The organism is Ferrovum sp. JA12 (assembly GCF_001431705.1).
Taxonomy (GTDB): domain Bacteria; phylum Pseudomonadota; class Gammaproteobacteria; order Burkholderiales; family Ferrovaceae; genus PN-J185.
Map to the genome: position 1 here is coordinate 136685 of NZ_LJWX01000001.1, position 24363 is coordinate 161047.

General features: G+C 42.9%; 20 protein-coding genes, 1 tRNA gene and 4 pseudogenes. 18 read left to right on the forward strand and 7 right to left on the reverse strand.

Features of this window, described 5'->3' with window-relative positions; all coding sequences use genetic code 11:
* Nucleotides 1–65: 65 nt before the first annotated feature.
* Entirely contained in the window at nucleotides 66–404 is a 339-nt protein-coding gene (locus FERRO_RS00810; protein ID WP_056928989.1) for a winged helix-turn-helix domain-containing protein, read from the reverse strand.
* A gap of 485 nt (nucleotides 405–889) precedes the next feature.
* Between FERRO_RS00810 and FERRO_RS00815 the strand changes: the two genes are divergently transcribed.
* From FERRO_RS00815 to FERRO_RS10470, 5 genes and pseudogenes are all read left to right on the forward strand, one after another.
* On the forward strand, nucleotides 890–2302 hold the full coding sequence (locus FERRO_RS00815; protein WP_056928990.1) for an FAD-dependent oxidoreductase: 1413 nt from the start codon (nucleotides 890–892) through the stop codon (nucleotides 2300–2302).
* A gap of 764 nt (nucleotides 2303–3066) precedes the next feature.
* Nucleotides 3067–3390 (forward strand): type II toxin-antitoxin system RelE/ParE family toxin, encoded by a 324-nt coding sequence (locus FERRO_RS00825; RefSeq protein ID WP_056928992.1) that lies wholly within the window; start codon nucleotides 3067–3069, stop codon nucleotides 3388–3390.
* 38 nt (nucleotides 3391–3428) lie between these two features.
* Nucleotides 3429–3698, forward strand: a complete 270-nt coding sequence (locus tag FERRO_RS00830) for a helix-turn-helix domain-containing protein (protein ID WP_446718612.1) — start codon at nucleotides 3429–3431, stop codon at nucleotides 3696–3698.
* Between the two features lie 76 nt (nucleotides 3699–3774).
* Nucleotides 3775–3876, forward strand: a pseudogene (locus FERRO_RS10610) (toll/interleukin-1 receptor domain-containing protein); the annotation flags it as partial.
* A gap of 75 nt (nucleotides 3877–3951) precedes the next feature.
* Nucleotides 3952–4212, forward strand: a pseudogene (locus tag FERRO_RS10470) (transposase); the annotation flags it as partial.
* A 65-nt stretch (nucleotides 4213–4277) separates the two neighbouring features.
* Here the strand turns inward: FERRO_RS10470 and FERRO_RS00840 are convergent.
* A pseudogene (locus FERRO_RS00840) lies at nucleotides 4278–5508 on the reverse strand (IS256 family transposase).
* A gap of 48 nt (nucleotides 5509–5556) precedes the next feature.
* Nucleotides 5557–6516, reverse strand: coding sequence for an MrcB family domain-containing protein (locus tag FERRO_RS00845; RefSeq protein ID WP_056928993.1), 960 nt, complete (start codon nucleotides 6514–6516; stop codon nucleotides 5557–5559).
* 222 nt (nucleotides 6517–6738) lie between these two features.
* Between FERRO_RS00845 and FERRO_RS00850 the strand changes: the two genes are divergently transcribed.
* Nucleotides 6739–7068, forward strand: coding sequence for a nucleotide pyrophosphohydrolase (locus tag FERRO_RS00850; protein ID WP_056928994.1), 330 nt, complete (start codon nucleotides 6739–6741; stop codon nucleotides 7066–7068).
* Here the strand turns inward: FERRO_RS00850 and FERRO_RS00855 are convergent.
* A complete protein-coding gene (locus tag FERRO_RS00855) occupies nucleotides 7065–8939 on the reverse strand; it encodes a DUF2075 domain-containing protein (protein WP_056928995.1) in 1875 nt (624 codons plus the stop codon). The two genes, FERRO_RS00850 and FERRO_RS00855, sit on opposite strands and share 4 nt — an antisense overlap.
* A gap of 238 nt (nucleotides 8940–9177) precedes the next feature.
* Here FERRO_RS00855 and FERRO_RS00860 point away from each other — a divergent pair.
* A tRNA-Met gene (locus FERRO_RS00860) sits at nucleotides 9178–9254 on the forward strand.
* Between the two features lie 120 nt (nucleotides 9255–9374).
* Here the strand turns inward: FERRO_RS00860 and FERRO_RS10550 are convergent.
* Together FERRO_RS10550 and FERRO_RS00870 are read right to left on the reverse strand one after the other, a co-directional pair.
* Nucleotides 9375–10361: pseudogene (locus tag FERRO_RS10550) on the reverse strand (ISL3 family transposase); the annotation flags it as partial.
* A gap of 300 nt (nucleotides 10362–10661) precedes the next feature.
* Complete coding sequence (locus tag FERRO_RS00870) at nucleotides 10662–11567, reverse strand: hypothetical protein (protein ID WP_056928996.1); 906 nt, start codon at nucleotides 11565–11567, stop codon at nucleotides 10662–10664.
* 187 nt (nucleotides 11568–11754) lie between these two features.
* On the opposite strand from FERRO_RS00870, the gene FERRO_RS00875 reads away from it, so the two are divergent.
* Entirely contained in the window at nucleotides 11755–12300 is a 546-nt protein-coding gene (locus FERRO_RS00875; RefSeq protein ID WP_056928997.1) for a glutathione peroxidase, read from the forward strand.
* 71 nt (nucleotides 12301–12371) lie between these two features.
* Here FERRO_RS00875 and FERRO_RS00880 read toward each other — a convergent pair whose 3' ends face one another.
* Complete coding sequence (locus FERRO_RS00880) at nucleotides 12372–13658, reverse strand: ISNCY family transposase (protein ID WP_152975674.1); 1287 nt, start codon at nucleotides 13656–13658, stop codon at nucleotides 12372–12374.
* A gap of 164 nt (nucleotides 13659–13822) precedes the next feature.
* Between FERRO_RS00880 and miaB the strand changes: the two genes are divergently transcribed.
* Genes miaB through FERRO_RS10145 form a run of 10 tightly spaced genes read left to right on the forward strand, consistent with a single transcriptional unit; the run spans nucleotide 13823 to nucleotide 24363 of the window.
* A complete protein-coding gene (gene miaB / locus FERRO_RS00885) occupies nucleotides 13823–15154 on the forward strand; it encodes a tRNA (N6-isopentenyl adenosine(37)-C2)-methylthiotransferase MiaB (RefSeq protein WP_056928998.1) in 1332 nt (443 codons plus the stop codon).
* Nucleotides 15151–16092, forward strand: a complete 942-nt coding sequence (locus FERRO_RS00890) for a PhoH family protein (protein WP_056928999.1) — start codon at nucleotides 15151–15153, stop codon at nucleotides 16090–16092. Before miaB ends, FERRO_RS00890 begins: the two co-directional genes overlap by 4 nt.
* A 7-nt stretch (nucleotides 16093–16099) precedes the next feature.
* Entirely contained in the window at nucleotides 16100–16561 is a 462-nt protein-coding gene (gene ybeY, locus FERRO_RS00895; protein WP_056929000.1) for an rRNA maturation RNase YbeY, read from the forward strand.
* On the forward strand, nucleotides 16558–17406 hold the full coding sequence (locus FERRO_RS00900) for an HlyC/CorC family transporter (RefSeq protein ID WP_056929001.1): 849 nt from the start codon (nucleotides 16558–16560) through the stop codon (nucleotides 17404–17406). The genes ybeY and FERRO_RS00900 overlap by 4 nt, the downstream gene beginning before the upstream one ends.
* A complete protein-coding gene (gene lnt, locus FERRO_RS00905; protein ID WP_056929002.1) occupies nucleotides 17378–18877 on the forward strand; it encodes an apolipoprotein N-acyltransferase in 1500 nt (499 codons plus the stop codon). Before FERRO_RS00900 ends, lnt begins: the two co-directional genes overlap by 29 nt.
* A complete protein-coding gene (locus FERRO_RS00910) occupies nucleotides 18878–19360 on the forward strand; it encodes a disulfide bond formation protein B (RefSeq protein ID WP_056929003.1) in 483 nt (160 codons plus the stop codon). It begins immediately after the preceding gene.
* Nucleotides 19361–19404: 44 nt separating this feature from the next.
* Entirely contained in the window at nucleotides 19405–20292 is an 888-nt protein-coding gene (gene glyQ, locus FERRO_RS00915) for a glycine--tRNA ligase subunit alpha (RefSeq protein WP_056929004.1), read from the forward strand.
* Nucleotides 20285–22354 (forward strand): glycine--tRNA ligase subunit beta, encoded by a 2070-nt coding sequence (glyS, locus tag FERRO_RS00920; protein ID WP_056929005.1) that lies wholly within the window; start codon nucleotides 20285–20287, stop codon nucleotides 22352–22354. Before glyQ ends, glyS begins: the two co-directional genes overlap by 8 nt.
* Nucleotides 22347–22895 carry a D-glycero-beta-D-manno-heptose 1,7-bisphosphate 7-phosphatase gene (gene gmhB, locus FERRO_RS00925; RefSeq protein WP_056929006.1) on the forward strand — a complete coding sequence of 183 codons (549 nt, stop codon included), beginning with the start codon at nucleotides 22347–22349 and terminating at the stop codon, nucleotides 22893–22895. Before glyS ends, gmhB begins: the two co-directional genes overlap by 8 nt.
* A 4-nt stretch (nucleotides 22896–22899) precedes the next feature.
* Nucleotides 22900–24363 carry a YgjP-like metallopeptidase domain-containing protein gene (locus FERRO_RS10145; protein WP_056929007.1) on the forward strand — a complete coding sequence of 488 codons (1464 nt, stop codon included), beginning with the start codon at nucleotides 22900–22902 and terminating at the stop codon, nucleotides 24361–24363.

Consider the following 24363-nt stretch of genomic DNA (forward strand, 5'->3'; position numbering starts at 1 on the left):
GAGATAAGGAATTAGCACGGGATCATAGAGCGAAGGGTCAGCAATCATGGAATAGAAACCACCGTTTATTTCAACTGGTTAAATAAATAATCCAATTCTTTTTTAACGGATAAAGTCATATTTTTTTCCAGTAACCTGTAGCTTTGTAATATATTCAACCCTAAGTCTGATAAAAATGCACCTCCTCCATGGCTTCCTCCGTGACTCGTGATGATAATTGGGGAAATAAATGACTCATTCATCACGTTAACCAACTCCCAAGCTCTTCTATAGGACATGTTCATTTTTTGGGCGGCTTTTGATATAGAGCCACATTCAATGATCGCTTCAAGGAGGTCTGCTTTACCTGGACCCATGGCAGTATTTGGGCCATAACTTATTCTGATTTTTAATCTTTTTTCCATATGGATACTCCATGAAATCTAATCTCATCAAGTTAAGATTAGTGGCGCACTAAGTATTATTCAATGATCATATAAAATCGGTAAACTAAACACTGTCTCGCCTCAAATGAGTGAGTGTATTATAGAGAGAGTAATTGTGGGTAATTGTTTCCTAATTCAAATCGTCCTATCAACACTTGATTTATTCACTCTATTGTCTTCTACTAAGGCCAAATAATGCCACTTCCTTAAACTTGCACTGCGATATTAATTTGAATAAGACTCACCCGACAATTTGTGAATATTTGTAAATTTACTCAATGATTCATTATTTATTGTAATAATTTATTATTGCCATTTATTCAATGAAATTCGTCTCCTATGAACAGAAGATTTTTTTTGCTCTCAGCTGTAAGCGTAGCTTTCTCCTTTGCTTTACCTCTCTTTTCTAAAAACAAATCCCAATTGGTTCTCAATGGCTGGATCTTAAAAAATAAGGATATTGCGTGATCGCTGATTTAAATTCAGATCCTTTACTGAACTTTAATCAAAGTCAGTTTGATGTTTGTATTGTAGGATCTGGCGCTGCTGGTATAACCATTGCCTTGCAATTAGAAAAACAGGGCTTAAAAGTCGCCTTGTGTGAGGGAGGGGGATTAGATTTTTCAATCGATTCTCAAGACTCTTATTTCGGCTCTACCACAGGAGACCCCTATCTGTCCCTAGAAGGGTCCCGTCTGAGATATTTTGGAGGGAGTACTAATCATTGGGCAGGATGGTGCAGACCCTTTTCGGCAATTGATTTTAATCGAGGTTATTTGGGAGAGGAGTTTGTGTGGCCTATTTCTAACAATGATATTGAACCATACTTGGCAAAGGCCTGCGATATCCTAGAAATACCAAATCAATTTGAAGACGCTAATCAGAGAGATAAATATATTAAAACAGTCGTAACAGAGTTCTCTCCACCAGTACGTTTTGCAAAAAAATATAAAAAAGATATTGCCGCTTACTCTAATATGGTTCTTTTTTTAAACAGTAATCTGATTGATATTTCAGGAAATGATAGAACGATCACCGCAGCTCAGTTTATTAGCTTTTCTGGTAATCAGTTAACTATTAACGCTAACAAATTCATTTTTGCCATGGGGGGCATTGAAAACTCAAGATTTTTACTGTGGTTTAACCAAAAGTATCAAGGTAAATATTTCACTTCCACCCTACCCATTGGACAGTATTGGATGGAGCATCCTCATTTCACCCTAGGACAAGCCATTGTAGATTATCAAATCGGTAAAGATAGGTTTTATTTACTCACAGATGAAACTCAAATACACAAGAAGATTCTAGGTTGCGGATTTCGTTTAGATCTACAGCCAGAGGGGGCCACTGAGGAAATGATTAAAGAAGTGAGTTGTCTTGCCCCAAAATTAGGCAAAAAACTGGTCTCTCTTGCTCAACACAATTTGATTTGTGGAGTCAGGTTCAGAGCCGCATGGGAACAATCCCCTAGCACATCTAACACCATCACACTAACCCATGCCACAGATCGCTTAGGTATTCCCAGAATCAACTTAAACTGGCAAAAAAGCACTTTTGACAGACTTACTCTAACGGAATCTATTAAAGTATTTAACAATTGGATGTTAAACAATGATTGGGGTCGCATTCAATTACAAGAATGGGTAACCAATAACCTCGCTTATCCCACTAATGACGAATTAGCTGGTAACCACCATATGGGAGGAACGCGTATGGCCTCTAGTCCACGCTATGGGGTGGTTGATAAAAACTGCAAAGTATTTGGCTCAAATAACTTATATATCATTGGCTCGTCTATATTTACCACGTCCGGGGCCAACAATCCAACTCTACCCATCACTCAATTTTCACTTCGTCTTGCAGATCATCTGATGTAGAGCTATGCTTTCTTATTTTTTAAAGAAACTTATTCTCTAAAAATAATATACAGTACTGTCGCAAAAAAAAGGACAACAATCGTTAGGAATGTCACACTAAGACTCACCCACCCAGGACTACTGTTGGTCCAACTCAATAGCAAAATTATTGAGCCCAAACCCGTCGCCCAAGCGGCTAATAATTTGGGAATGGTTGGCAGTTTCTTCCAAAACAAAGTTAATAAAATAACTATACCAAAAATTATAAAAGGACTGATCTTTAGCATGTTATTTACTCCTGTTAATCTAAAAAGAGTTACATTAAGTTACTGTTACTTTATTGTAGTGGATACCACAAAAGGAAAGAGTAAGCATTTATTTCTCTAATAAAATAGGATCCAACAGAACACTTTCGTTATATCACCGACTTATTTGATGGCTTGATTGTTCTCATCGACTAAAGACCTATTGATCATATAGAACAGAGGTCAATAGATATGTTAAAGTTAAAAACTTGGCGAATTAGCTCAGCCGATTAGAGCGACGGAATCATAATTTCTAGGCTTCAGGGCTTTCAATCCCTTTGCCCAATAAAATCTATTACTTAGAAAACCAAGGTTTTCACCGTAGCACATACCGTGTGACACACCACCCGCAAAGTACCGAAGAATAAGGCTTTACTGGAGAAAAGCGTTCTAGCATATGGCTTAGAGCGGAGGGCTGTGGAAAAAAATGTCGTTCAAAACGACGCATAAACTTAGATTGTCTATTGTTAATATAAGCTCATGAGTAATTCCATTACTTATTACAGCGAACAGGTCCAAGAGGACATCATGAGCCTCCCAGAAACACTTCAAGCTCGCTATATTGGTTTAACTCAGAGGATGCTTGAGCATGACCCTAATTTAGGTTTGCCACACACAGATGCGTTTGGAGGTGGTTTATTTGAATTAAGACTAAAGGATGCTGAAGGAATTGCTAGGGTATTTTTCTGCACGATGGTGGAGCAAGAGATCGTCATGCTTCATAGTTTTATTAAGAAGACCCAGAAGACACCTGATAAAGAATTAAAGATTGCGAAATCACGCATGAAGGAGTTAAAGACATGACAACACAAAAGAAAACAAAAATACTTACTCATAAACAAATGGTAAGCAAGATGATGAAGAATCCTGCTGTGAAGGCTACAGCGGAAGAACTAGATCGCACTGAGTTCGCGATTCTTGATGAAATCCTGGCAGCTAGAAAAGAGGCAGGGTTAACTCAAGCACAGGTAGCAAAGCGTATGGGTACACAAACTCCAGCTATTGCTAGGTTGGAAAATTCTTTAGCTACAGGCAAGCATTCACCAAGTCTAAACACGATCAAGCGTTATGCGGCTGCTTTAGGCAAGAAGGTGGAGCTTCATTTGGTTTGATATACCGCTAGAAAGGGGTAGTTAATAACATTTCCAAATTAGCGAATGTTTGGTTTAGAAATAAGGGAATTAAGATATGGCTAGATGTACGGCACCAAGAAATGGGCATCGCACAGCAAGTGGGGCGGCGGCATGTCCTGCGTGTAGTAGTCGCCGCAATTATGGTAGCTATCGGTCGATTGGTATTCCCCCAAAAAAACGGACACTTTCATTAAGGATGTTAATATGAAAGGAGGAAGTGATGGAGGGAATGATGAGGTTAAGGAAGAAGTACAGTGCTGAGTTTAAGGCTGAAGCAGTTAAATTAGCCCAACAGCCAGGAAAGGTACTCATAACGGTTGAGTCAGACTTAGGTATTCACGACAGTTTAATTAGACGCTGGGTCAAGGAAGCTGAAGGTGGGGTATTGAATAAAACCTCTACTCCACAACCGTCGGATCTGGCTAAAGAAGTGATAAGGCTGAAACGTGAGAATGATAGCCTTCGTATGGAGCGAGATATCATAAAAAAGGCGCTCGGCTACTTCGCGAAATTCTGGAATATCGGAGGGTGTCCTGGATTTTGTGTAAACGGAATTCATTAATGTTGCGGCATCCGGTCGTCAAACTGGATAGTAAACCGGTTTAGCGCCGCCTTCCAATCCCGAATGGGCATCGTCCATTTTTTGCTGATGTTTTGGATCGCCAGGTAGAACAGTTTCAGCAGCGCCTCATCAGTCGGAAACGAGCCACGATTCTTGGTGATTTTCCTCAGGCTCATGTTCAGCGATTCAATCGCATTAGTGGTGTAAATCACCCGGCGAATCTCCGGCGGATAGTCAAAGAACGGCGTGATGCGTATCCAGTTGCGCCGCCAGCTTTGGCCAATCGCCGGATAGTCTTTGTCCCACTTTTCCTCAAACGCCGTCAACTGCCGCTCCGCCTCATCCGCCGTGGCCGCGGTGTAAATGGCGCGCAGATCAGCGGCCACCTCTTTGCGCAGTTTCCAACCGACGTAATTCAGGCTGTAGCGCACCATATGTACGATACAAAGCTGAACGGCGGTCTTGGGAAACACGGTTTCAATGGCTTCCGGGAAGCCCTTCAGCCCATCCACGCAGGCGATGAAGATGTCTTGCACACCACGATTCTTCAATTCCGTGACCACCTGTAGCCAGAACTTGGCGCCTTCCGTTTGGGCGATCCAGATACCCAGTAATTCCTTCTCTCCATCGAGCTTGATGCCCAGCGCCAGATAGACTGCTTTAACGCGCACTGCGCCGTTATCCCGCACTTTTACATGAATACAATCCATATAAACAATTGGATACAGCGCATCCAGCGGCCGGGATTGCCACGCTTTGACTTCTTCGATGACGGCATCGGTCACCGCTGAAATCAGACTGGGCGACACCTCTGTGCCATACATTTCTTCCAGATGACCCTGAATCTCACGCACCGTCATGCCACGACCGTACAAGGACAAAATCTTGTCGTCAAAGTCTGTCCAGCGGGTTTGATGTTTGGGGATCAGTTGCGGCTCAAAGCTGCTTTGCCGGTCGCGCGGAATTTCGATAGGCAATTCGCCAAACTCACCTTTGAGCGTCTTGCGGCTGGTGCCATTACGGGCGTTGCCAGCGGTATTGGCGATGGGCTCATGCTTGTCATGCCCAAGGTGGGCTTGCCATCTCGGCTTGCAGCGCACGTTCCACGACAGCCTTGGTGAGCTGTTTAAGCAAGCCATGCTCGCCCAGTATATCTTCGGGTTTCTGGTAGCCGGCCAGCAGTTGGTCAATCAAATCAGGCGAGGGGGATTTCTTTGTTACGGTCATGTTCACTTCCTTTTCAAAGTTAGGCAGATTTTCCTGCCAAATGACCGTTTACACAAAATTTCTTACACCCTCGGATATTCGACTAATTTCAGTCAATGTTTTGATGGGGCCTCCAGTACCAGGTAACTCTGCTTCTTCAGTAGCAACCCATTTAACTTGCCGGATATTTTTATGCTCTCTTCTGTCTGGGTCATCTACATAGTCAGAAGTAACTATACCGCCGCCTAGTATCTTTTTTCTCCCAACCTTGGCAATTACAAGGTCCCCCACATTAATTTCATGGGCAAATTGATAGCAACATAAAGAATCATTCGTTGGGCTTTGAGCATCAGGGCCCCTAAGCCCGGACAACTTGGCCATTAATTCATCTTGATTCTTGTACTGAGATAAATCCCCTAAGTAGTCCCAACCTATCGAAATAATTCCTTTTTCATAAGACTCATTCCATAAGCGACCACCTTCACCAAGACCAATAGCCCATATTTTCCTATTTGGGGCTTCACTCAAATCTTCACCACAACTATCTTGCGATACATATTGCTTATAGCAATCAACAAGCTGTCCAAGATCTTTAATTAAATCTTCATTGCTAGGAATTTCATTTTTCTTGTAGTACTTTGAGTAGATTACTGATGCTTCATATAAGTTTGTGAGTGAACCTCGACCTTCATGTTTATTCACATAAACATCAAAATCAGTATTCATCATATTTGGAAACATTGCTCGAACTTGATCGGCCCGTCGCTGAAGCTCGTCCACAGCAGATGTTCCAGAGCCATATAACTCCTTAATTTCTGTAACACCTTGGCCTAACTTTAAATGACAACCATCTCCATCAGCACGGAATAAAATCACCACATAAGTACCTTTTTGAGTGGTAGTAGTTTCTCGTTTATCAAGTATGGCTATCCAGGGGGTTTCAGCCCAATTACCTTTGCCATATGAATATTTAACTAACAAATTCTGATTGCCTTTAATAAACTCTAAGGCGCTAAATTCTCCCTTCAATTTCCAAAGAGTGAGCGAATTTCGTGTTGACCACCAAACTGAGTACCTACTCTTGCGGCGGGATATTTTTCCAAAATTTCTTTTAAAATTTCACGCATGGCCATTTCTAATAATTAGCAGACTTATCAATATAGCCTTCTTTGTTACTTTTGTTAATTTTTTGTGGTTTAAAACGACATGTTTTTGAATAGCGAAGAAGAAAAACTGTAGTAGCATTACTTAATGTCTGAAATATCTGAACTAATTCAAAAATTACTCTCCTTTAGAGATGTCCGCGATTGGAAGCAATTTCACAACCCCAAAGATCTTGCTATTGCCCTTTCCATTGAATCCGCTGAATTGTTGGAGGCGTTTCTGTGGAAATCCTCTGATGAGGCGTCAAAAGAAAAAATTGAAGAAGAATTGGCCGATGTTCTTGCCTATGCATTTCTTATAGCCCATGAATGTAATTTGGATATTTCAGAAATTGTTTCCGCAAAAATCGAGGCTAATAAATTAAAATACCCAGTTGACAAAGTTAAGGGTAGCGCAAAAAAATATAACGAAATTTAATTTCTAGTCTTCAACCTATCTTCAAAATAAGTATTAGTCTCAGGGTCAGTGCAAAAAATATAACAACCCTTCATCCCTCTTGTCATCAAGGTTCTATAAGTATTCCTAATAATTGAATCAACTCTTTTTGTTGCCAACTCTGGGCTCTCTTTCATCAGTTTTTTATAGCCACTAATTGATTTGTCCGTCTTTGCTCTCGCACTAGGGTTAGTCAAGACCTCTCCATTGCGTACAATTAAATCGCTGCCAATAATTACACCTATGTAATCAACCTCTAAACCTTGGCAAGTGTGAATACAACCAATTTCACTTACTGAATTTGGCGCCTGGATCCACAAAGACCCATCGGTATCTAAATTCCATTGCATAGTAAAATTGTGCTCAGGAAAATTTATATCAAATAAAGATTTATCTGCCTTACTAATCCAGTTCCAACAGTACCCCGCAACAATTCTTGCTTTATTGTTAATTTTATTTTTTTCAAAAATTAATTCTTTTAACTCTGTAGGAGTCGATAAAACACGAAAATCATATTCACTACTATTAAGAGATTTATTAGCAGTTTCTCTAATCCCCAAAACATCGTCTAACCAAGCGAGATATCCATCAGAACCATTGCACCTAAATTGTGACTCAAGAACCATATGATGAACGGTTGCCCCATTGATTTCCGCCCACTTTTCAATTTCTTGAGAACTTCCAATATCACTAAAGCTCACCCTCTGATCTTCATCGACAAAGAAAATTGATAGCTTGCTAGATTTAATAATTTCTTTGACCTGATTTTCACCTATGTTCTTAAATATACCTGATTTTTCATTCAGCCTATGGGCCTCATCGACAATGAGTACATCAAAGGTGTTGGCTTCTAAAGAATGGAAAGAGCCAGACCCAGTGAATAAATTTGAAATGGCTGTTTTCTTCATTGAGCCAGTTAATTTGGCTTCATAAACTGCTCTTGGTGCGGCATTTTTCGTAATGTATTGGGCTAATAATCTATGTTGTTGAATAAGATTGACGAGTAAATTAACAGCGACCACCGACTTTCCCGTACCTGGACCACCCTGAACAATTAACACGTTTTTGTTTGTCGGCGTTGATTGATTTGCTAATTTAATTGCTGTTTCATAAACTAGTTTTTGTTCATCAAGCATGATAAATTCAGAATTACCACCTATCATTTTTGCGAGGCAATCAGCTAAGCTTTTAGAAGGCTTTATTTTTCCGTTTTCTATACGTAACATCAAATTTGATTTATCGCCATACCTGATTAAATTCTTAATGAAGAACTTTAATTTTTCCTTTTCCTCTTTTCCTTTAAGAAATACTGGGGCTTTTTCAATGTAAGGCTGATAAAAACTATTTTTTATTACATTATCTTCTATGTAATTGTGCAAATAAGCACAAGGCGCCAAATGAATATTCTCCGAATATACCGTCTCATTCAATTGATTTAGTAATTCGCTATACGACCATGCTTGATAAGATGGATGACTTGTTTCAACTAGACCATGCTGAAACCTTGTTTTAACAACAGCATCTTTATCAGTTAACTCTGCTGATTCCCATTGCTTCAACTCAATAATGACAACTTGATCGTCTTTATTTTGATTTTGGCCAGTAATTACAAAATCAATTCTTTTGGAGGTTTGCGGTATCGAATACTCAATACTCACCCCCACATCACTTGGGATATCTTGATCTCCAATCACCGCACCCATAAACCTCATTGACTCTTGCCATGATCTCAATTCATTTTTTGCAACCTTGCGACCTGTTTTTTTGATATAAGTTGCTTCGATAATCTCGTGTATTTCATTTGAGATCAAATTTTTTAAAAACTGGTCTTTGTTTGACTGGTAAATAATCATTTACTATTAATCATAAGTTTGATTTAAACGACGTTACCTGAATAAGGTATTTCTTTCTAGCAATTTTTATAAAATTTTTGCAACAATGCCTCACAAAAACTTGTCGTTTTAAACGACAAATTCTGTACAAAAGGTGTGTACCGTTCTCGACCGTAGAAAACACCATTTCTTATGACGACAGAACTTAAGCTATTTCATATTGCGGGATAGGGCGATTTTTGCTATACTTTCGCTCTTTGGCGAATTAGCTCAGCCGGTTAGAGCGACGGAATCATAATCCGCAGGTCCGGGGTTCGAATCCCTGATTCGCCACCACTTTCACTCGCACCTAACAATTACCATCAAAACATTATGAATCTTTCCCATTTAGGGGGGCAGTTTTAATCATCCACAGAGCCCCTTAACACGCACTCTGACATTCTCAAAGTTTCTGAATCAATCAGCTCTTCTTTGAATCAGTTTCATCTTACGGTGGCATTCTTCTGTAATGCCATTAGATTTACTAAACCGCCACATTCTGGCACTCTCCTCTTTCCATGAGCTGAGTGTTTTACCTAAAGCAGCCACTGGTTTAAAGGCACTTTGTTTTAACTCAGTTAACATCGTTAGGAATACAGGAATCACTTCACCACATGCCCGTTGCGTTAAAGCTCTTTTCATCAATAGCGTATGAAGTGGTTGTTGGAAGGGATAAATGGCTGCAATAGCTGGATACCTGTCTAAGAACAGATCTCTGTTAGTCTGTTTATCTTGAGTGAGATTGTCTGGCCTGATTCTCAATAACGCCAAGATCCCTCTATTGTTTTTTATCTCACCACAGAGTTCTCTATAAGTCATCATGCACTGATGTTGAATTAAACGAATGACGTGGAATTATCGCTAACGATTAATGCATTAGGGAAGTACTTTTTAACCAGAGAGCGATAGGTGCTACTTAAGTCCATACAGACCACCTTAACTCGTTCTTTGCCAGGTTACTGATGCAGATAGTCTTTTAAATCCCCTTCACTACGACCACGAACCACATCAAAGATCCGATGCTTTCTCAGATCGCAGAGCGTGGTGGCAAAGCTTTCTTTCTTGCTAAAGAAATGTTCATCAATACCCAGCACCAACGGACAGACTTTGGATAATAGTTCTCTATGCTGTAGTGGGTAGTGACGTTGATAGTAACGCTCTATGGTTGCTTTGCCTTTATTGTAGCGTTCAGCCAAGTCTTGTTGAGAGACCCCCTCGGCCATGGTCATGAAATACTGCTGCTTGCACTCGTGAGGTAGCATGTTGGTGTTTATTAATACCAGGGAATTGTTGGTGATCATCACGACAACAGGTATGGCAGGACAACTTATAGCCTTTAAACCTTAATATACTACGCCTATGGCCTATGAGTTCATGATGAACTGTGCGTAGGTAGGATGCTTTTTACGAACTTTTCCCTTGCTTTGCACCACCACTTCCTGCTGTCTTTCACGTATGACGGATTGTCGAAGGTGGTTGAATACCAGTGCTTTGGAGCCGGACAGGAAAAGCCATCTTGCACTTCATCCTACCCAGCACAAGAATAGAGTGAGCCCATTACACACTCTAATATAGGCAATTTGTTTCTTCCTGCCGCTCTACCAGTTTTCCTGAATACATCTATTGATAGTTAAGCAGTTATTTACATATACATGTATAGGCCTTGTTCCAATAAGGCCTATCATTTTTTCACGGTAATTATCCTTAGAAGGTTATCCTAACCGTACCTAGCCATGCATGGCCAAACAGTGGATTATCAAAACTTCCCCCTGTTCCCTGTGCGGTCTGATAACCAACTCCCACAATTGCTTTGACCCTTTTCTCAATTTCAAAGCGCCCTACCGTTGTACCATAAGTAATCACTAATTGATTTTTTCCTGCGGAAACAGCCTGACCATCATAAAACTTATAATAAGTGGTTTCGATTTCCGGCCAAAAGAGCCCTTCATGCGCCTGAAAAGAGGTGCTCCAAATTAAAGTTTTTCCAATAAACCCCACGTTGGCAGTGGGGACGGTATAGCTCACGGTACTTTGAATATCAAAACCTTGATGACGTCCACCCCACCCCTTACCCACAGCGATAGTTGGTGTAACGCTAGCATTATGATAAAAAGTATTATTGGCTTTATCGTAAACAGAAAATATTTGATTACCCGTGGGTAAGGTGGCTCCCATAAACATGGTAACAATATAGTTACCTGTTTCTTCGTTGGCTGTTAATACTCTATATTTAAATAATAAACTTTCATCGGCAAAGCCTGAGCCTGAAGTATTGGGGGCAAAAGATGAACTTTGGTTTGTGTAAGAGGGAACACCTACAATAATTTCCGTATTTTCACTTGGAATTAATTCAACCCCTTTTCCAATGCCGGTATATTGTGTTTGTACCTTTGTACCATTACTTTGAGGGATATAGATTCTTGTGAAATCTGCACGATACTCTTGCTCAAGTCTTGGCGTAACAGTGACGAGCGGAGTCATCCAATGAGGCTGAATTTCCTGGGTTTTGCTGACATTATCCAGCCAGTTGGAGAAAAAAGATCCCTCTGACCAGGAATTAAAAGATAAAAATAAAAGAGATAAACTTAAGAGGGTTAATAAGCGCCGCATCACTTGTCCTTAATAGTTAGTATTCGTTATACCCGTACGGGAACATCGAATGTTAAATTTAATTTAATTTTCTGTCAAATGGATATTAAAAAAATATTAAAAAAAGAATCAACCGGTTAATATCAATCCTGTTGAAACTTTTACACTAAATACCTTTCAAAGAAAAATAATCAAAGGAATCAGTAATATGAAACTAGTTAAATTATTCTTAGTGCTAATCTCCACCAGTGTTTTGGCTGGCGAGATGTGTCCAACATCCCTTAACTTCACTTTTCCTAGGTTGCAAGACAACCGTCCACAAAATCTTTGTCAATATAAAGGCAAGGTGGTGTTAGTAGTCAATACAGCGAGCTATTGTGGATTTACGCCACAATATGAAGGCCTTGAGCGCCTGTATAGCCAATATAAAAGTAAAGGTTTAGTCATTTTAGGATTTCCTTCCAACAACTTCGGCCACCAAGAACCCGGATCAAATCAGGAAATCGCTGAATTTTGCAGTAAAACCTACGGAGTCAAGTTCCCCATGTTTGGCAAGTCCGATGTTGTTGGCGCCAATACTAATCCATTGTTTAAACTGCTCTCTCACACCACACAAGATGCTCCCAGTTGGAATTTTCATAAATATTTGATTGATAAAAAAGGACATATAGTAGGCAGTTATGCCAGCGATATGGATCCCGAGTCCTCTGAATTCCAGCATCAAGTGAATCTGCTCCTAGCTGAAAAACCATAACTGTCAACGCTAAATAGAAATGTCCGCTTTCCTGCAAAGTAGAAATGTCCGCTTTTGCTGTTTCCCTTGCGCTACGGTGTTGCGCGCTGCCCGTCGTGGGCGGATTTGCCGACGGGCATTTTTCTCCAGGGGTGATTGGCTGCAGGCTTGTGTCCGGTGTTGCGCCGAGTCAGTGCCTTGTCGACTCGTGCATTGACCGATTTGCCATCGGCCACCGCCGACTGTCGTTCCGGTTTGTCCATCACGCTGTATGTCAATTCGCGTTTTCTCCAAAGCAGTTCACACGTGCCGTCAAAGTGCCGATGCACCGTCACTTTCGCGCCCCGTAGTCCCAGACCCGTGCCCGTCGTTTCGACCTGCAGCAACTGGTTTTCATGCTGGCAAGACAGGTTTTTTGAGAGCGTTTTCGTTACTTGAACCGACAGGGTGCGCATCAGGCTGGCGGGTGTTCCGGCATAGGCCAGGTGCGCGTCAGACGGGTCTTTGGGCGCGACCGCAAAGCGCCTGTTGAAGTCCTCGATATAGCCCGGCAACCACGCATTGGCCTCGTCCATGTTGTTGATGCCGGCCAGTCGCATTTCCTTGACCAGCCTGTCCTGCAAGGTCTGATTGGCGCGTTCCACGCGTCCTTTGGCCTGCGGGCTGTGCGCGTGGATGCATGCGATTCCCAGCTCGCGCGCCGCACGCGAGAATTGTGTTTCGGCCTCCGGATCGGACTCCTTGGCGTTGATGCGGAAGATGCTGTGGCGGTCAGAGTACAACGCCGCAGGTACGCCGTGCGCCAGAATATGATCGTGCAACACCTGCATATAGTCCAGCGTGGTTTCGCTCGGTGCAAAGCGCAGTTGCGTCAGCCGTCCGGTAGCATCGTCGATGAATACCAGCAGAGTGCAATATTCGCCGCGGTCTTCAAACCAGTCGTGGGGGCTGCCGTCGATCTGGATCATCTCGCCGAAGCGGGCGCGACGCTCGCGCATCGGGTGTGCGCATATGGAGCCGCCTTTCCTGGGGTGCCAGTGGCCCGCCTTGATCATTAGCTGGCGCGTGGTCTCGACAGACAGATTTACCTCATGCAGTTCGGCCAGCTTCTCGCAGGCCAGCGTCGGCCCGAAGTCGCTGTAATGCGCGCCAATGAGATCAATGGCCATCGTGCAGATGGCATCGTCCAGCCGCCGATTCGATGCCTTGCCGCGCTTCCTGCTGATCAGTCCGGACAGCCCCGCTGCCTGATAACGCCGGGTCAGGCGGCGCACCTGGCGGGTAGTGATACCCAGTCGCCGCGCGGCTTCCTGTTGGTCGATTTTGCCCTCTGTCAACAGATCCAGCATCTGGGCTCGCTTCACTTCTTTTTGACTCATGAGTTTGTCCATCTTCAAAATATCCGCCACTGTTTCTAACAGCGTGAGTTTAACTACCAGCGGACATTTCTATTTGGGAGAAACCGGACATTACTACTTTGCGCTAACAGCTGAAAAACCATAACTCTTTTAATTCGGTTTTTTCTGTTAAAATTACCAGTCTTGTGACTAAAAAAGTTTTTATACGCACTTTCGGCTGTCAAATGAACGAGTATGACTCGGAAAAGATGGCCGATTTGTTGCACGCCACCCATCACTTCGTTCGCACGGATTCTCCCGACAATGCCGACGTTGTGATTCTTAACACCTGTTCAGTACGTGAAAAAGCAGAAGACAAAGTCTACTCAGACCTTGGCAGGCTCAATGAATTAAAACGAATAAAGCCTAACTTAATCATTGCAGTCGGTGGATGCGTTGCCTCGCAAGAAGGCGAAACCATTATTGAGAGAGCCCCTTATGTGGATGTGGTGTTTGGACCACAAACCTTACACCGACTACCGGATCTCATCTTGGCAAAAGAAACAACCGGCCAATCTCAAATGGACATTTCATTTCCTGAAATTGAAAAGTTTGACGCACTTCCCACACCAGAAGCCAAGGGCCCCACCGCCTACGTCTCCATCATGGAAGGATGCAGTAAATATTGCACCTTCTGTGTGGTGCCCTACACGCGGGGAGAAGAGTTCTCACGGCCAGCGCAAGACATTGTGAATGAGATTGAGGCCTTAGTGGATCAAGGCGTAAAAGAGATCACCCTATTGGGCCAAAATGTCAATGCATGGCAAACTTTAGATGAAGCGGGCAATGACTTAGATTTTACTTGGCTCATAGAACAGATTCATCATATAGATCAATTGCAAAGAATTCGTTTTACAACCAGTCACCCCTTAGAGTTTAGTGATCGATTAATCGATGCCTTTGGACGTTTACCTAAACTGATGAATCAAGTGCATCTTCCTGTTCAATCTGGATCAGATAAAATCTTGGCGCAAATGAAACGTGGCTATACCGCCAAACAATACATAGAAATAATTAATAAACTAAAACAAGCCTGCCCTAGCTTGTCCATCTCCAGTGATTTTATCATTGGTTTTCCCGGTGAAACGGAAGAGGATTTTCAGGCAACACTTGACTTAATTGATGAAGTACAATTTGATGGGAGCTACGCTTTCATTTATAGTCCAAGGCCTGGGACCCCAGCCGCAAAATTGGTGGACAATGTTTCCGCTGAACAAAAAAAGAGTCGCCTATCGAGGCTCTTACAAAAAACAGACTCAGCCCATATCAACTACAGTCAACACATGGTGGATACGGTTCAAGACGTTCTGGTGGATGGTTTTTCAAAAAGAGACTCAACCCAATTACGGGGAAAAACCTCCAATAACAGAGTCATTAACTTTACGGGGCACCCAAGGCTAATCGGTCAAATCATCCCAGTTAAAATCTCGTCCATTGCCCACTTTTCATTGCGCGGGGAAGTTGTTACCTCTTCATGAGTACATTAGAATTAGAATTGATTCCTGCAAACAATCAACAGTTAGCAAATTTGTGTGGGGTGTTGGATCAAAACCTCAAATACCTAGAGAAACTCTTTACAGTAAACTTGAGGCGGCGGGGTTCCCATATCACCATTCAAGGTGATCACAGCACATTAGAAGACCTATCCCAAACCATCCTTGAGTTATATGCCCAGTCAAAACAAATGCTAGACCCAAGGGATATTGACCGCTTGTTAACCAGGATCAACAAAACAGAACAACCCAGTCACTCGCCCCTTCTATTGCAGCGTGCAGAGTTCAACGTCAGAAATGAAAAACAAGCTCAGTACCTAGAGCAGATAACACAACATGTCATCACCTTTGGGGTGGGTCCTGCGGGAACAGGAAAAACATATTTAGCTGTTGCCTCGGCAGTTGACGCCCTGGAACGAGATCAAGTTCGGCGTATTATTTTGGTGCGACCCGCCGTTGAAGCCGGGGAAAAACTGGGTTTCCTACCAGGAGATCTCTCACAAAAGGTAGACCCTTATTTAAGACCACTATATGACGCACTCTATGATTTGATGGGCTACGAAAAGGTCAGCCGACTATTTGAAAGAAATATCATAGAAATTGCTCCGCTGGCTTTTATGCGCGGACGAACATTAAATCATAGCTTTATCATTTTAGATGAAGCACAAAACACTACCCCTGAACAAATGAAAATGTTTTTAACTCGGATTGGTTTTGGGACAAAAGCGGTGATTACAGGGGATGTAACTCAAATCGACCTGAATCGTCATCAAAAAAGTGGGCTAATTGATGCGCGAAATGTATTGTCTAAGGTAGAAGGGATCGCCTTCACCATTTTTCAAACAGAGGATGTAGTAAGGCACCCCTTGGTTCAGCAAATTGTTAATGCCTATGATATGCAAGCGAAAACCAGTCACTACTAATACTCTCATGGCATCTAACTTACTCACCTTACATGTTCAGTCTGCTAGCAAAACCACGGAACAACCTAGTCGTAAAGATTTTTTGACATGGGGGAAAAAGGCTTGTCTAGTCCCCTGTGACATCACATTGCGTTTAGTTGATCGACGGGAGGGATTACAATTAAACCACTTATACCGTCATAAAAATTACCCCACAAATGTGCTAACCTTTGAACTAGGTCACAGCTTAGAGGGCAAACTATTGGGTGACATTGTTATCTGTTGTCCTGTAGTCAAAGATGAGGCTAAACAACAACAAAAAATATTATCCCATCATTATGCGCATCTGTTTATTCACGGGATCTTACATTTACAAGGTTATGACCATATCACTCATACACAGGCAAACGAAATGGAATCGCTTGAAATTGACATACTTCGTTCACTTAATATTGCTAACCCCTATTCGAGTGACGACACCCCATCATGACTGACGAACCTCATAAATTATCGCTCATTGAAAGACTCAGCCAATGGTTACATCATGAGCCAGAAACCCGTGAAGAATTAATTGAAATATTAAAGCATGCCCTCGAAAGACATCTTCTTGATACGGATGCATTAAGCATGATTGAAGGAGTCTTAGGGGTCGCTGACATGCAAGTCAGAGATGTTATGATTCCTCGAGCTCAAATGGATATTATCGACGTGAATCACACACCCGATCAATTTATCCCTTTTGTTATTGAAACCGCTCACTCACGCTTTCCTGTCGTCAGTGAAAATAAAGATGATGTGATTGGCATACTCCTCGCTAAGGATCTACTGCGACTGTATGCTGGAGAGGAGATTAATGTTAGAGATATTCTAAGGCCAGCGGTGTTTGTGCCTGAATCAAAAAGACTTAACGTGTTACTCAGGGAATTTCGTGTCAAGCGTAATCATATAGCCATTGTGGTTGACGAGTTTGGTGGCGTGTCAGGACTTGTGACCATTGAAGATGTATTAGAACAAATTGTTGGGGATATTGAAGACGAGTACGACTTTGATGAAACCGAAGACAATATTGTTCCAGATCGCATGGGCAAATATAGAGTTAAAGCACAAACGAAACTTGAGGATTTAAACGCTGTGTTAGGCACTCATTTCGAGTCTGACGATTACGATACGGTCGGAGGATTACTGATTAGTCATTTTGGCCATCTACCTAAACGAGGCGAACGACTCATATTCGAGAGTTTATCGGTTCAGGTATTACGCGCTGACAGTCGACGAATTCATACTATATTAGTGAATAAGATTGAACATGCTGAAGAAAATACCAGCGATCATTGAGTTTATCGCCACGCTATCAGGGGCTCTTGCTGTATCAGGCTTTGCACCCTATCACTTTTGGTTGGCCCCCATACTGTCTCTAACGGTCTTATTTCTTCTCTGGCAACGTGCGGGAAACGCTCGGGGGGCCGCTGAAATTGGATTCTTATGGGGAATGGGCTTTTTTATTAGCGGTATTAGCTGGATTGACATCAGTCTCCATGACTTCGGTGGCATGCCCCTACCTCTTTCTATTCTTTGTATTGTCTTGTTTGGTGCGCTGCTGGCGAGCTTTCCTGGTTTAGTGGGCTATTTTGTATTTAAATTTCACCATATTTCTCCTGTTCGCTGGTTACTGATCACTCCCGCATTGTGGACACTGTCAGAATGGTTTCGAAGTTTTGTCTTAACGGGCTTTCCTTGGTTATCCCTCGGTTACTCACAGACGCCCAACGGCATATTAAGTGGTTGGACTCCTGTATTAGGCGTATTTGGAACCACCTACCTCATCGTTTTTATTGCCGGATTAATGTTATTGTTAACCCAATCAAGAACACCCTCTCGCTCCACCCTGCTTTATTTAGGCGTACTGATTACTGTGCTCTCATCAGGGATTGGTTTAAGGAAAATAACATGGACTCATCCAGTGGGAGAAGTGGTATCGGTCAGTCTATTACAAGGCAATTTCGCGCAAGATAAGAAATTTGACGACAATATGGTGCAGCTCGCTCTGGAGCGATACTTAACCATGATTAATAATAGTCAAAGTCAGTTAATCATACTGCCCGAGAGCGCTTTTCCGGTTTTTCGTCAGGAGTTACCCGAATACGTCATAGACGATATCACCAACTTTGGGCGCACTCAAAATGCGGATATTTTAGTTGGGATGTTCTCCGAACCTGAACCTCATCAGTACTATAATAGTGTGTTTAGTTTTGGGCACTCTCCCTCGCAAATATATCAAAAAGTGCATCTGGTACCCTTTGGTGAATTTATTCCTCTCTCAGCACTATTAAAACCCCTCATCAATTCTGTATTAAAAATACCGCTAGACAACCAACAGTCGGGTTCCCTTCCGCAACCACCCATGAGAGTATCTGGTCAGAAAGTTGCCGTAAACATCTGTTATGAGGATGTATTTGGTGACCAAATTGTTCAAAGTCTTCCTGCCGCCACCCTATTAGCGAATGTCACTAATGACGCATGGTTTGGTAACTCTATTGGTCCGGAACAACACTTACAGATGGCGCAAACCCGTTCTCTAGAAACTGGACGGCCCATGTTACGCGCCACGAATACTGGCGTGAGTGCTATTATTGACCCATTAGGACGCATCATTAACCGTGCACCAAGAGAACAAGTTTTTGTATTAAATGGGGAGATCCGAGGCTATCAAGGCAATACCCCATTTGATATATGGGGCAATAGTGGCATCGTCTCTTTATGCACCCTTATTTTAATATTTGCTAAATATAGGCGTAGGACCAAATAAATGAGTAGAAGACTACTAAATGGTTTAACACTACTGGCAATCATTGGCATACTGTGCTTTGCTCTCTACCTGCAATATTTTAAAGGAGAGGATCCCTGCCCCTTATGTATTTTTCAGAGAGTGGCGTATCTCTTACTGGGCATTTTCCTGTTGCTTGACTGGTTACATAATCCTAAAAAATGGGGCGTCTACATTTATTCTCTGTTTCAGGGCATGTCGGCCTTGGCTGGAATAGTGCTTGCTGGCAGACAAGTATGGTTGCAGCATCTTCCCCCTGAATTGGTACCGAGTTGCGGTCCAGGTTTATCCTATATCTTAGCCACCCACCCCCTTCTCAAGGCTTTTTCAATCGTCTTACAGGGCTCAGGCGACTGCGCTGTGGTGTCATGGCGTTACCTCAACTTATCCCTGGCACAGTGGTCCTTGTGTTTATTTATTACATTCTTCTTTTTAACTCTCATCAACACGCTTAACCGTCGATAAGGGACGCCTGATCTGGTAACATGTGCAGATCAGGAGCGTTCACTATGCACAGTTTTCAAGACATCATTCTCGAATTACAACGATTTTGGGGGCAACAAGGTTGCGCCTTGCTGCAACCCATCGACATGGAAGTGGGGGCCGGCACATCACACACCGCCACTTTCTTAAGAGCACTCGGCCCAGAGCCTTGGCGTGCTGCCTATGTTCAGCCTTCCCGTCGCCCTAAGGATGGGCGCTATGGCGACAACCCCAATCGGCTACAACATTATTATCAGTTTCAAGTGGTTCTCAAACCCTCCCCAGAGAATATTCAAGAACTCTATTTGGATTCATTGCGCGCGATTGGCATTGATTTAAAAAAAAATGATGTCAGATTCGTTGAAGATGACTGGGAAAACCCCACTTTAGGGGCTTGGGGATTGGGCTGGGAAGTGTGGTTAAACGGCATGGAATCCACTCAATTCACCTACTTCCAAGAAGTGGGTGGGCTGGTGTGTCAACCTGTTCTCGGTGAAATCACCTACGGTCTTGAACGGTTGGCGATGGCACTTCAAGGCTGTGACAATATTTATGATTTAGTGTGGACACCAGGCATAAGTTATGGGGATGTTTACCATCAAAATGAAGTGGAACAATCTCGTTATAACTTTGAATTGAGTAACGCCAACTGGCTGTTTGACCAATTTAACGGCTTTGAATCGGAGGCAACACGTCTCATTCATAATCAGCTTCCCTTGCCTGCTTATGAAATGACATTAAAATGCTCCCATACCTTTAATCTTCTGGATGCCAGAGGAGCCATTTCGGTCACCGAGAGAGCGAGCTACATTGGACGGATTAGACATTTAGCCAAACAAGTAGCCCAAGCCTATTTTGAATCACGCGAAGCCTTAGGTTTTCCGATGCTACAGAAGGAGACAAACCATGGCTGACACCCTGTTAATTGAGTTACTGACAGAGGAGCTCCCTCCTAAGCGCTTAAAGTCACTCTCCGAGTCTTTCTCACAGGCCGTATTAAAGAGTTTGTCTGAAGCCCAATTGATTGAGGCGTCTCATTCTTTTACCTCTTTTGCTACACCAAGACGATTAGCTATTGCCATAGAAAAAGTAAAACCACAACAACCCACACAACGAATAGAAAAAAAAGGGCCCAATATCAAGCAGGCTTTTCTGAGTGACGGCTCAGCCTCCCCGGCATTACAAGGTTTCATGCGTTCCTCTGCAATCACTATTGATCAATTGGTTGTTCTGAAAGACAACAAAGGTCAAGAGGTCTATGGTTTTAGTTATACGGAAGAGGGAAAAACTCTAGCAGAACTACTGTCAGGGATAGTTGAAAAAGCCTGCGCGCAACTGCCCGTTGCTAAAATGATGCGTTGGGGAAATAGTCCTTTTCATTTTGTGCGACCGGTTCATGGATTAGTTGTCATGTATGGGCAGTCAGTGATGCCTCTGACATGGTTTGGTCTGAATGCCACCAACCAAACGCGCGGTCACCGTTTTTTATGTAGTCATCCCATTACGATTACCCATGCTGATCAGTATGCCCAACAACTCAAAGATGAAGGATGGGTGATTGCTCACTTTGAGGAAAGAAAAAAAATAATTGCAGAAGGGCTGCATCAATTGGCCGATGGGTTAAACATGGTGGGGGACGATCACTTAATCAATGAAGTGACTTCACTGGTGGAGTGGCCTCAAGTATTGAGTGGCCATTTTGATGAGGATTTTTTAACAGTTCCATCAGAATGTCTTATTTTATCGATGCAACAGCATCAAAAATACTTCCCCCTTGAGGATAATCAGAAACGGTTACAACCCCAATTCTTAATGGTCAGTAACTTACATACTGCTGACCCCAGTTTGATTGTGGATGGTAATGAGCGAGTGTTAAAAGCGCGGTTATCGGATGCGCAATTCTTTTATCAAACCGATTTAAAAACGCCTCTTATCAATCGTCTCGATCATTTAAAACAAGTGGTTTACGTCAAGAGCTTAGGTAGTGTTTTCGAGCGCGTCACCCGCCTTAAAGAACTCACCGCATTTATCGCCACAAGCATCTTGGCCAATGCGTTATCTGCCACCACAGCGGCGGAATTGTGTAAAGCGGATTTAATCAGTGATATGGTCGGTGAGTTTCCAGAGCTCCAGGGCGTCATGGGCAAATACTACGCACTGAATGATGGCTATAGTCAAGAGATTGCTGAGGCCATCGAAGATCATTACCGACCCAGATTCGCTAATGACGGTCTACCACGCACAAAAGAAGGGTTTGCTTTGGCTTTGGCCGATAAGCTTGAATCACTGGTTGGCCTATTTGCTTGCGGGCAAATCCCCACTGGAGATAAAGATCCCTATGGCTTACGCAGAGCAAGCCTTGGGGTAATTCGTTTGGGAATTGAAGGTCAGTTACCCCTGTCTCTTGACCAATTAATTCACCATAGCGCCATGACTTTCACACAAGTTTCTGTAAGCGGTGACACCAAAGAGAAGCTGACTCAATTTATTATTGAGCGACTTAAGGGCTATCTGAAGGAACAAGGTTTTACTTTTGCAGAAATCGAATCGGTTTTGCCCTTCGCAAGCGGGCGGTTAGACTTAATTCTGAAGCGACTCCATGCCATTAGAGCCTTTAGTGAGTTACCCCAGAGCCAAGAACTTGCTGCGGCCAATAAACGAATTAAAAATATCCTGAAAAAAAATCATCATGAGATCAGTGACAGCGCAGTGGATCACCTGAATGATCCTGTGGAACAACAACTCATCAGTTGTTTACAGACCGTCAAGGAGAAAATGACGCTCGCCATGGAACAAGAGGATTTTAATTTGGCCTTGCAGCATCTCATTCCTTTAACTGAGCCCATTCATCTTTTTTTTAATGAAGTCATGATCATGGCTGAGGATCCGATAATACGAGGACAAAGATTATCATTACTCAATACTATTTATCAGTTAATGCAACAGGTCGCTGATATAGGGATGTTAGATGCCTAATACTAAACTGATTATTCTTGATCGTGATGGCGTCATTAATTATGACAGCGACAAATACATCAAAAGTCCGGAAGAGTGGAAACCACTACCCGGTAGCCTTGAGGCGATTGCTCGTCTTAATCAAGCTGGCTACCAAGTGGTCATTGCCACAAATCAATCAGGGGTGGCACGGGGCTTTTTTGATATGAGTACGCTTAATGCTATTCACAATAAAATGATTCAAGCTCTCTCGCAAGTGGGCGGGCGCATTGATGGGATTTTCTTTTGCCCCCATTCTAATGAAGCCAATTGTAATTGTCGTAAACCTAAAACCGGTTTATTTGAGGAAATTGCCCGGGTATTTAATATTTCCCTTAAACATGTTCCAGCTATCGGAGACTCCCTCAGGGATCTACAGGCGGCAAGCCTGATGCAAGCACTCCCTATTCTGGTGTTAACTGGAAAAGGGGAAAAAACCCTCAAACAGGGAGAGTTACCTGCTAATACGGTGGTTGAGAATAATCTCGCCTCGGCTGTTGAACATTTAATTAATCCATCCTAATTTAATGAAACTCCTGGGCTCTCTCCTCTACCTTATCATTCAAAGTCTCGTCACCCCCTTATTCGCTGTGTTAATGGTCCTCTCGGCCTTCATCGACCGCCATACTTTACCCAAACTCTTAGCCAAATATTGGTGTACCTTCATGTTATGGTGTGGCGTATTCTTAAGAAGAGTGCGTTTTTCAGTATCCGGTTTAGAGCATCTTCCCTCCACCCCCTGTGTCATTTTGTCAAAGCATCAATCAGAATGGGAAACACTGTTTCTCCCCGCCGTGCTGCCCCCACACGTCATGGTACTCAAACAAGAACTACTTAAAATCCCTTTTTTTGGCTGGGGACTCAAGCTGTTAGAGCCTATTGCCATAGATCGATCACAAAAAAAGGCCGCCCTTGAACAGGTCATCCGTCAGGGTATTGCCCGACTAGAACAGGGGCTCTATGTGGTTATTTTCCCGGAAGGAACCCGTGTCAAAGTGGGGTATAAGGGGCGCTACGCACAAAGCGGCGCCCAGCTTGCCACTAAAGCTCAAGTTCCGATTATTCCTGTCGCTCATAATGCAGGAGTTTACTGGCCAAAAGGATTGTTTAAACAACCCGGAATCATTACCGTACGTTTTGGCGAACCGATTAGCACGGATAATAAAACTGCGGCGCAAGTCATCGCAGAGGTAGAGACGTGGATTGAAAGCAATATGGAACAAATCACCGGTCATCCCGCTCAAGATCTTAGAAAAACTCCCTCCCAAGCCTTAACTAAAAAAAAACCTAGGGAGTTAACCATTAACATTGATGAAAAAATCATTCCCTATAGAATAGTGCGTAGAAAAAACCGAAAAACCATAGGCCTCATCATGGATCATCAGGGACTGTCCGTGGCTATTCCACAATGGGTGAGTCTGCAACAGGTTGAAGAGGCCTTGCGCCAACAGCATCAATGGATAACCCATAAATACCAGGCTTGGCAAAGCCAACCCAAGCCCATTGCGCCGAGCTGGAATGAGGGGTCGAGTATTCCCTGGTTAGGTAACAGTAAAACCATTGTGTTTCATGAAGGGCAACAACTGTCTTTGTTTGCCGATCAAGATACGTTTATCCGGATCAATAACACCGAGGGAGATGTAAAAAACACGGTTATTAAGGCCTATCGCGAAGCAATTCTCCCTATTTTAAAAGAAGACATAGAGTATTTTTGTGATCAGCTTAAGATACACCCCATACCGACATTTACAATCAGTAATGCTCAAACTCGTTGGGGGAGTTGTAGTGAAAAAGGCCAGCTACGCTTTAACTGGCGTTTAATGAAAGCCAGTCGAGATGAGATTCGCTATGTGGTAGCCCATGAAATCGCCCATTTATTCGAGTTCAATCATGGGCCTAAGTTTTGGCAATTGGTTGAACGCATTTATCCCCAATATCGCTCTGCCAAAGAGCGTTTAAAAAAGAATGACTCTCTCTATCGCCAGTTTTAG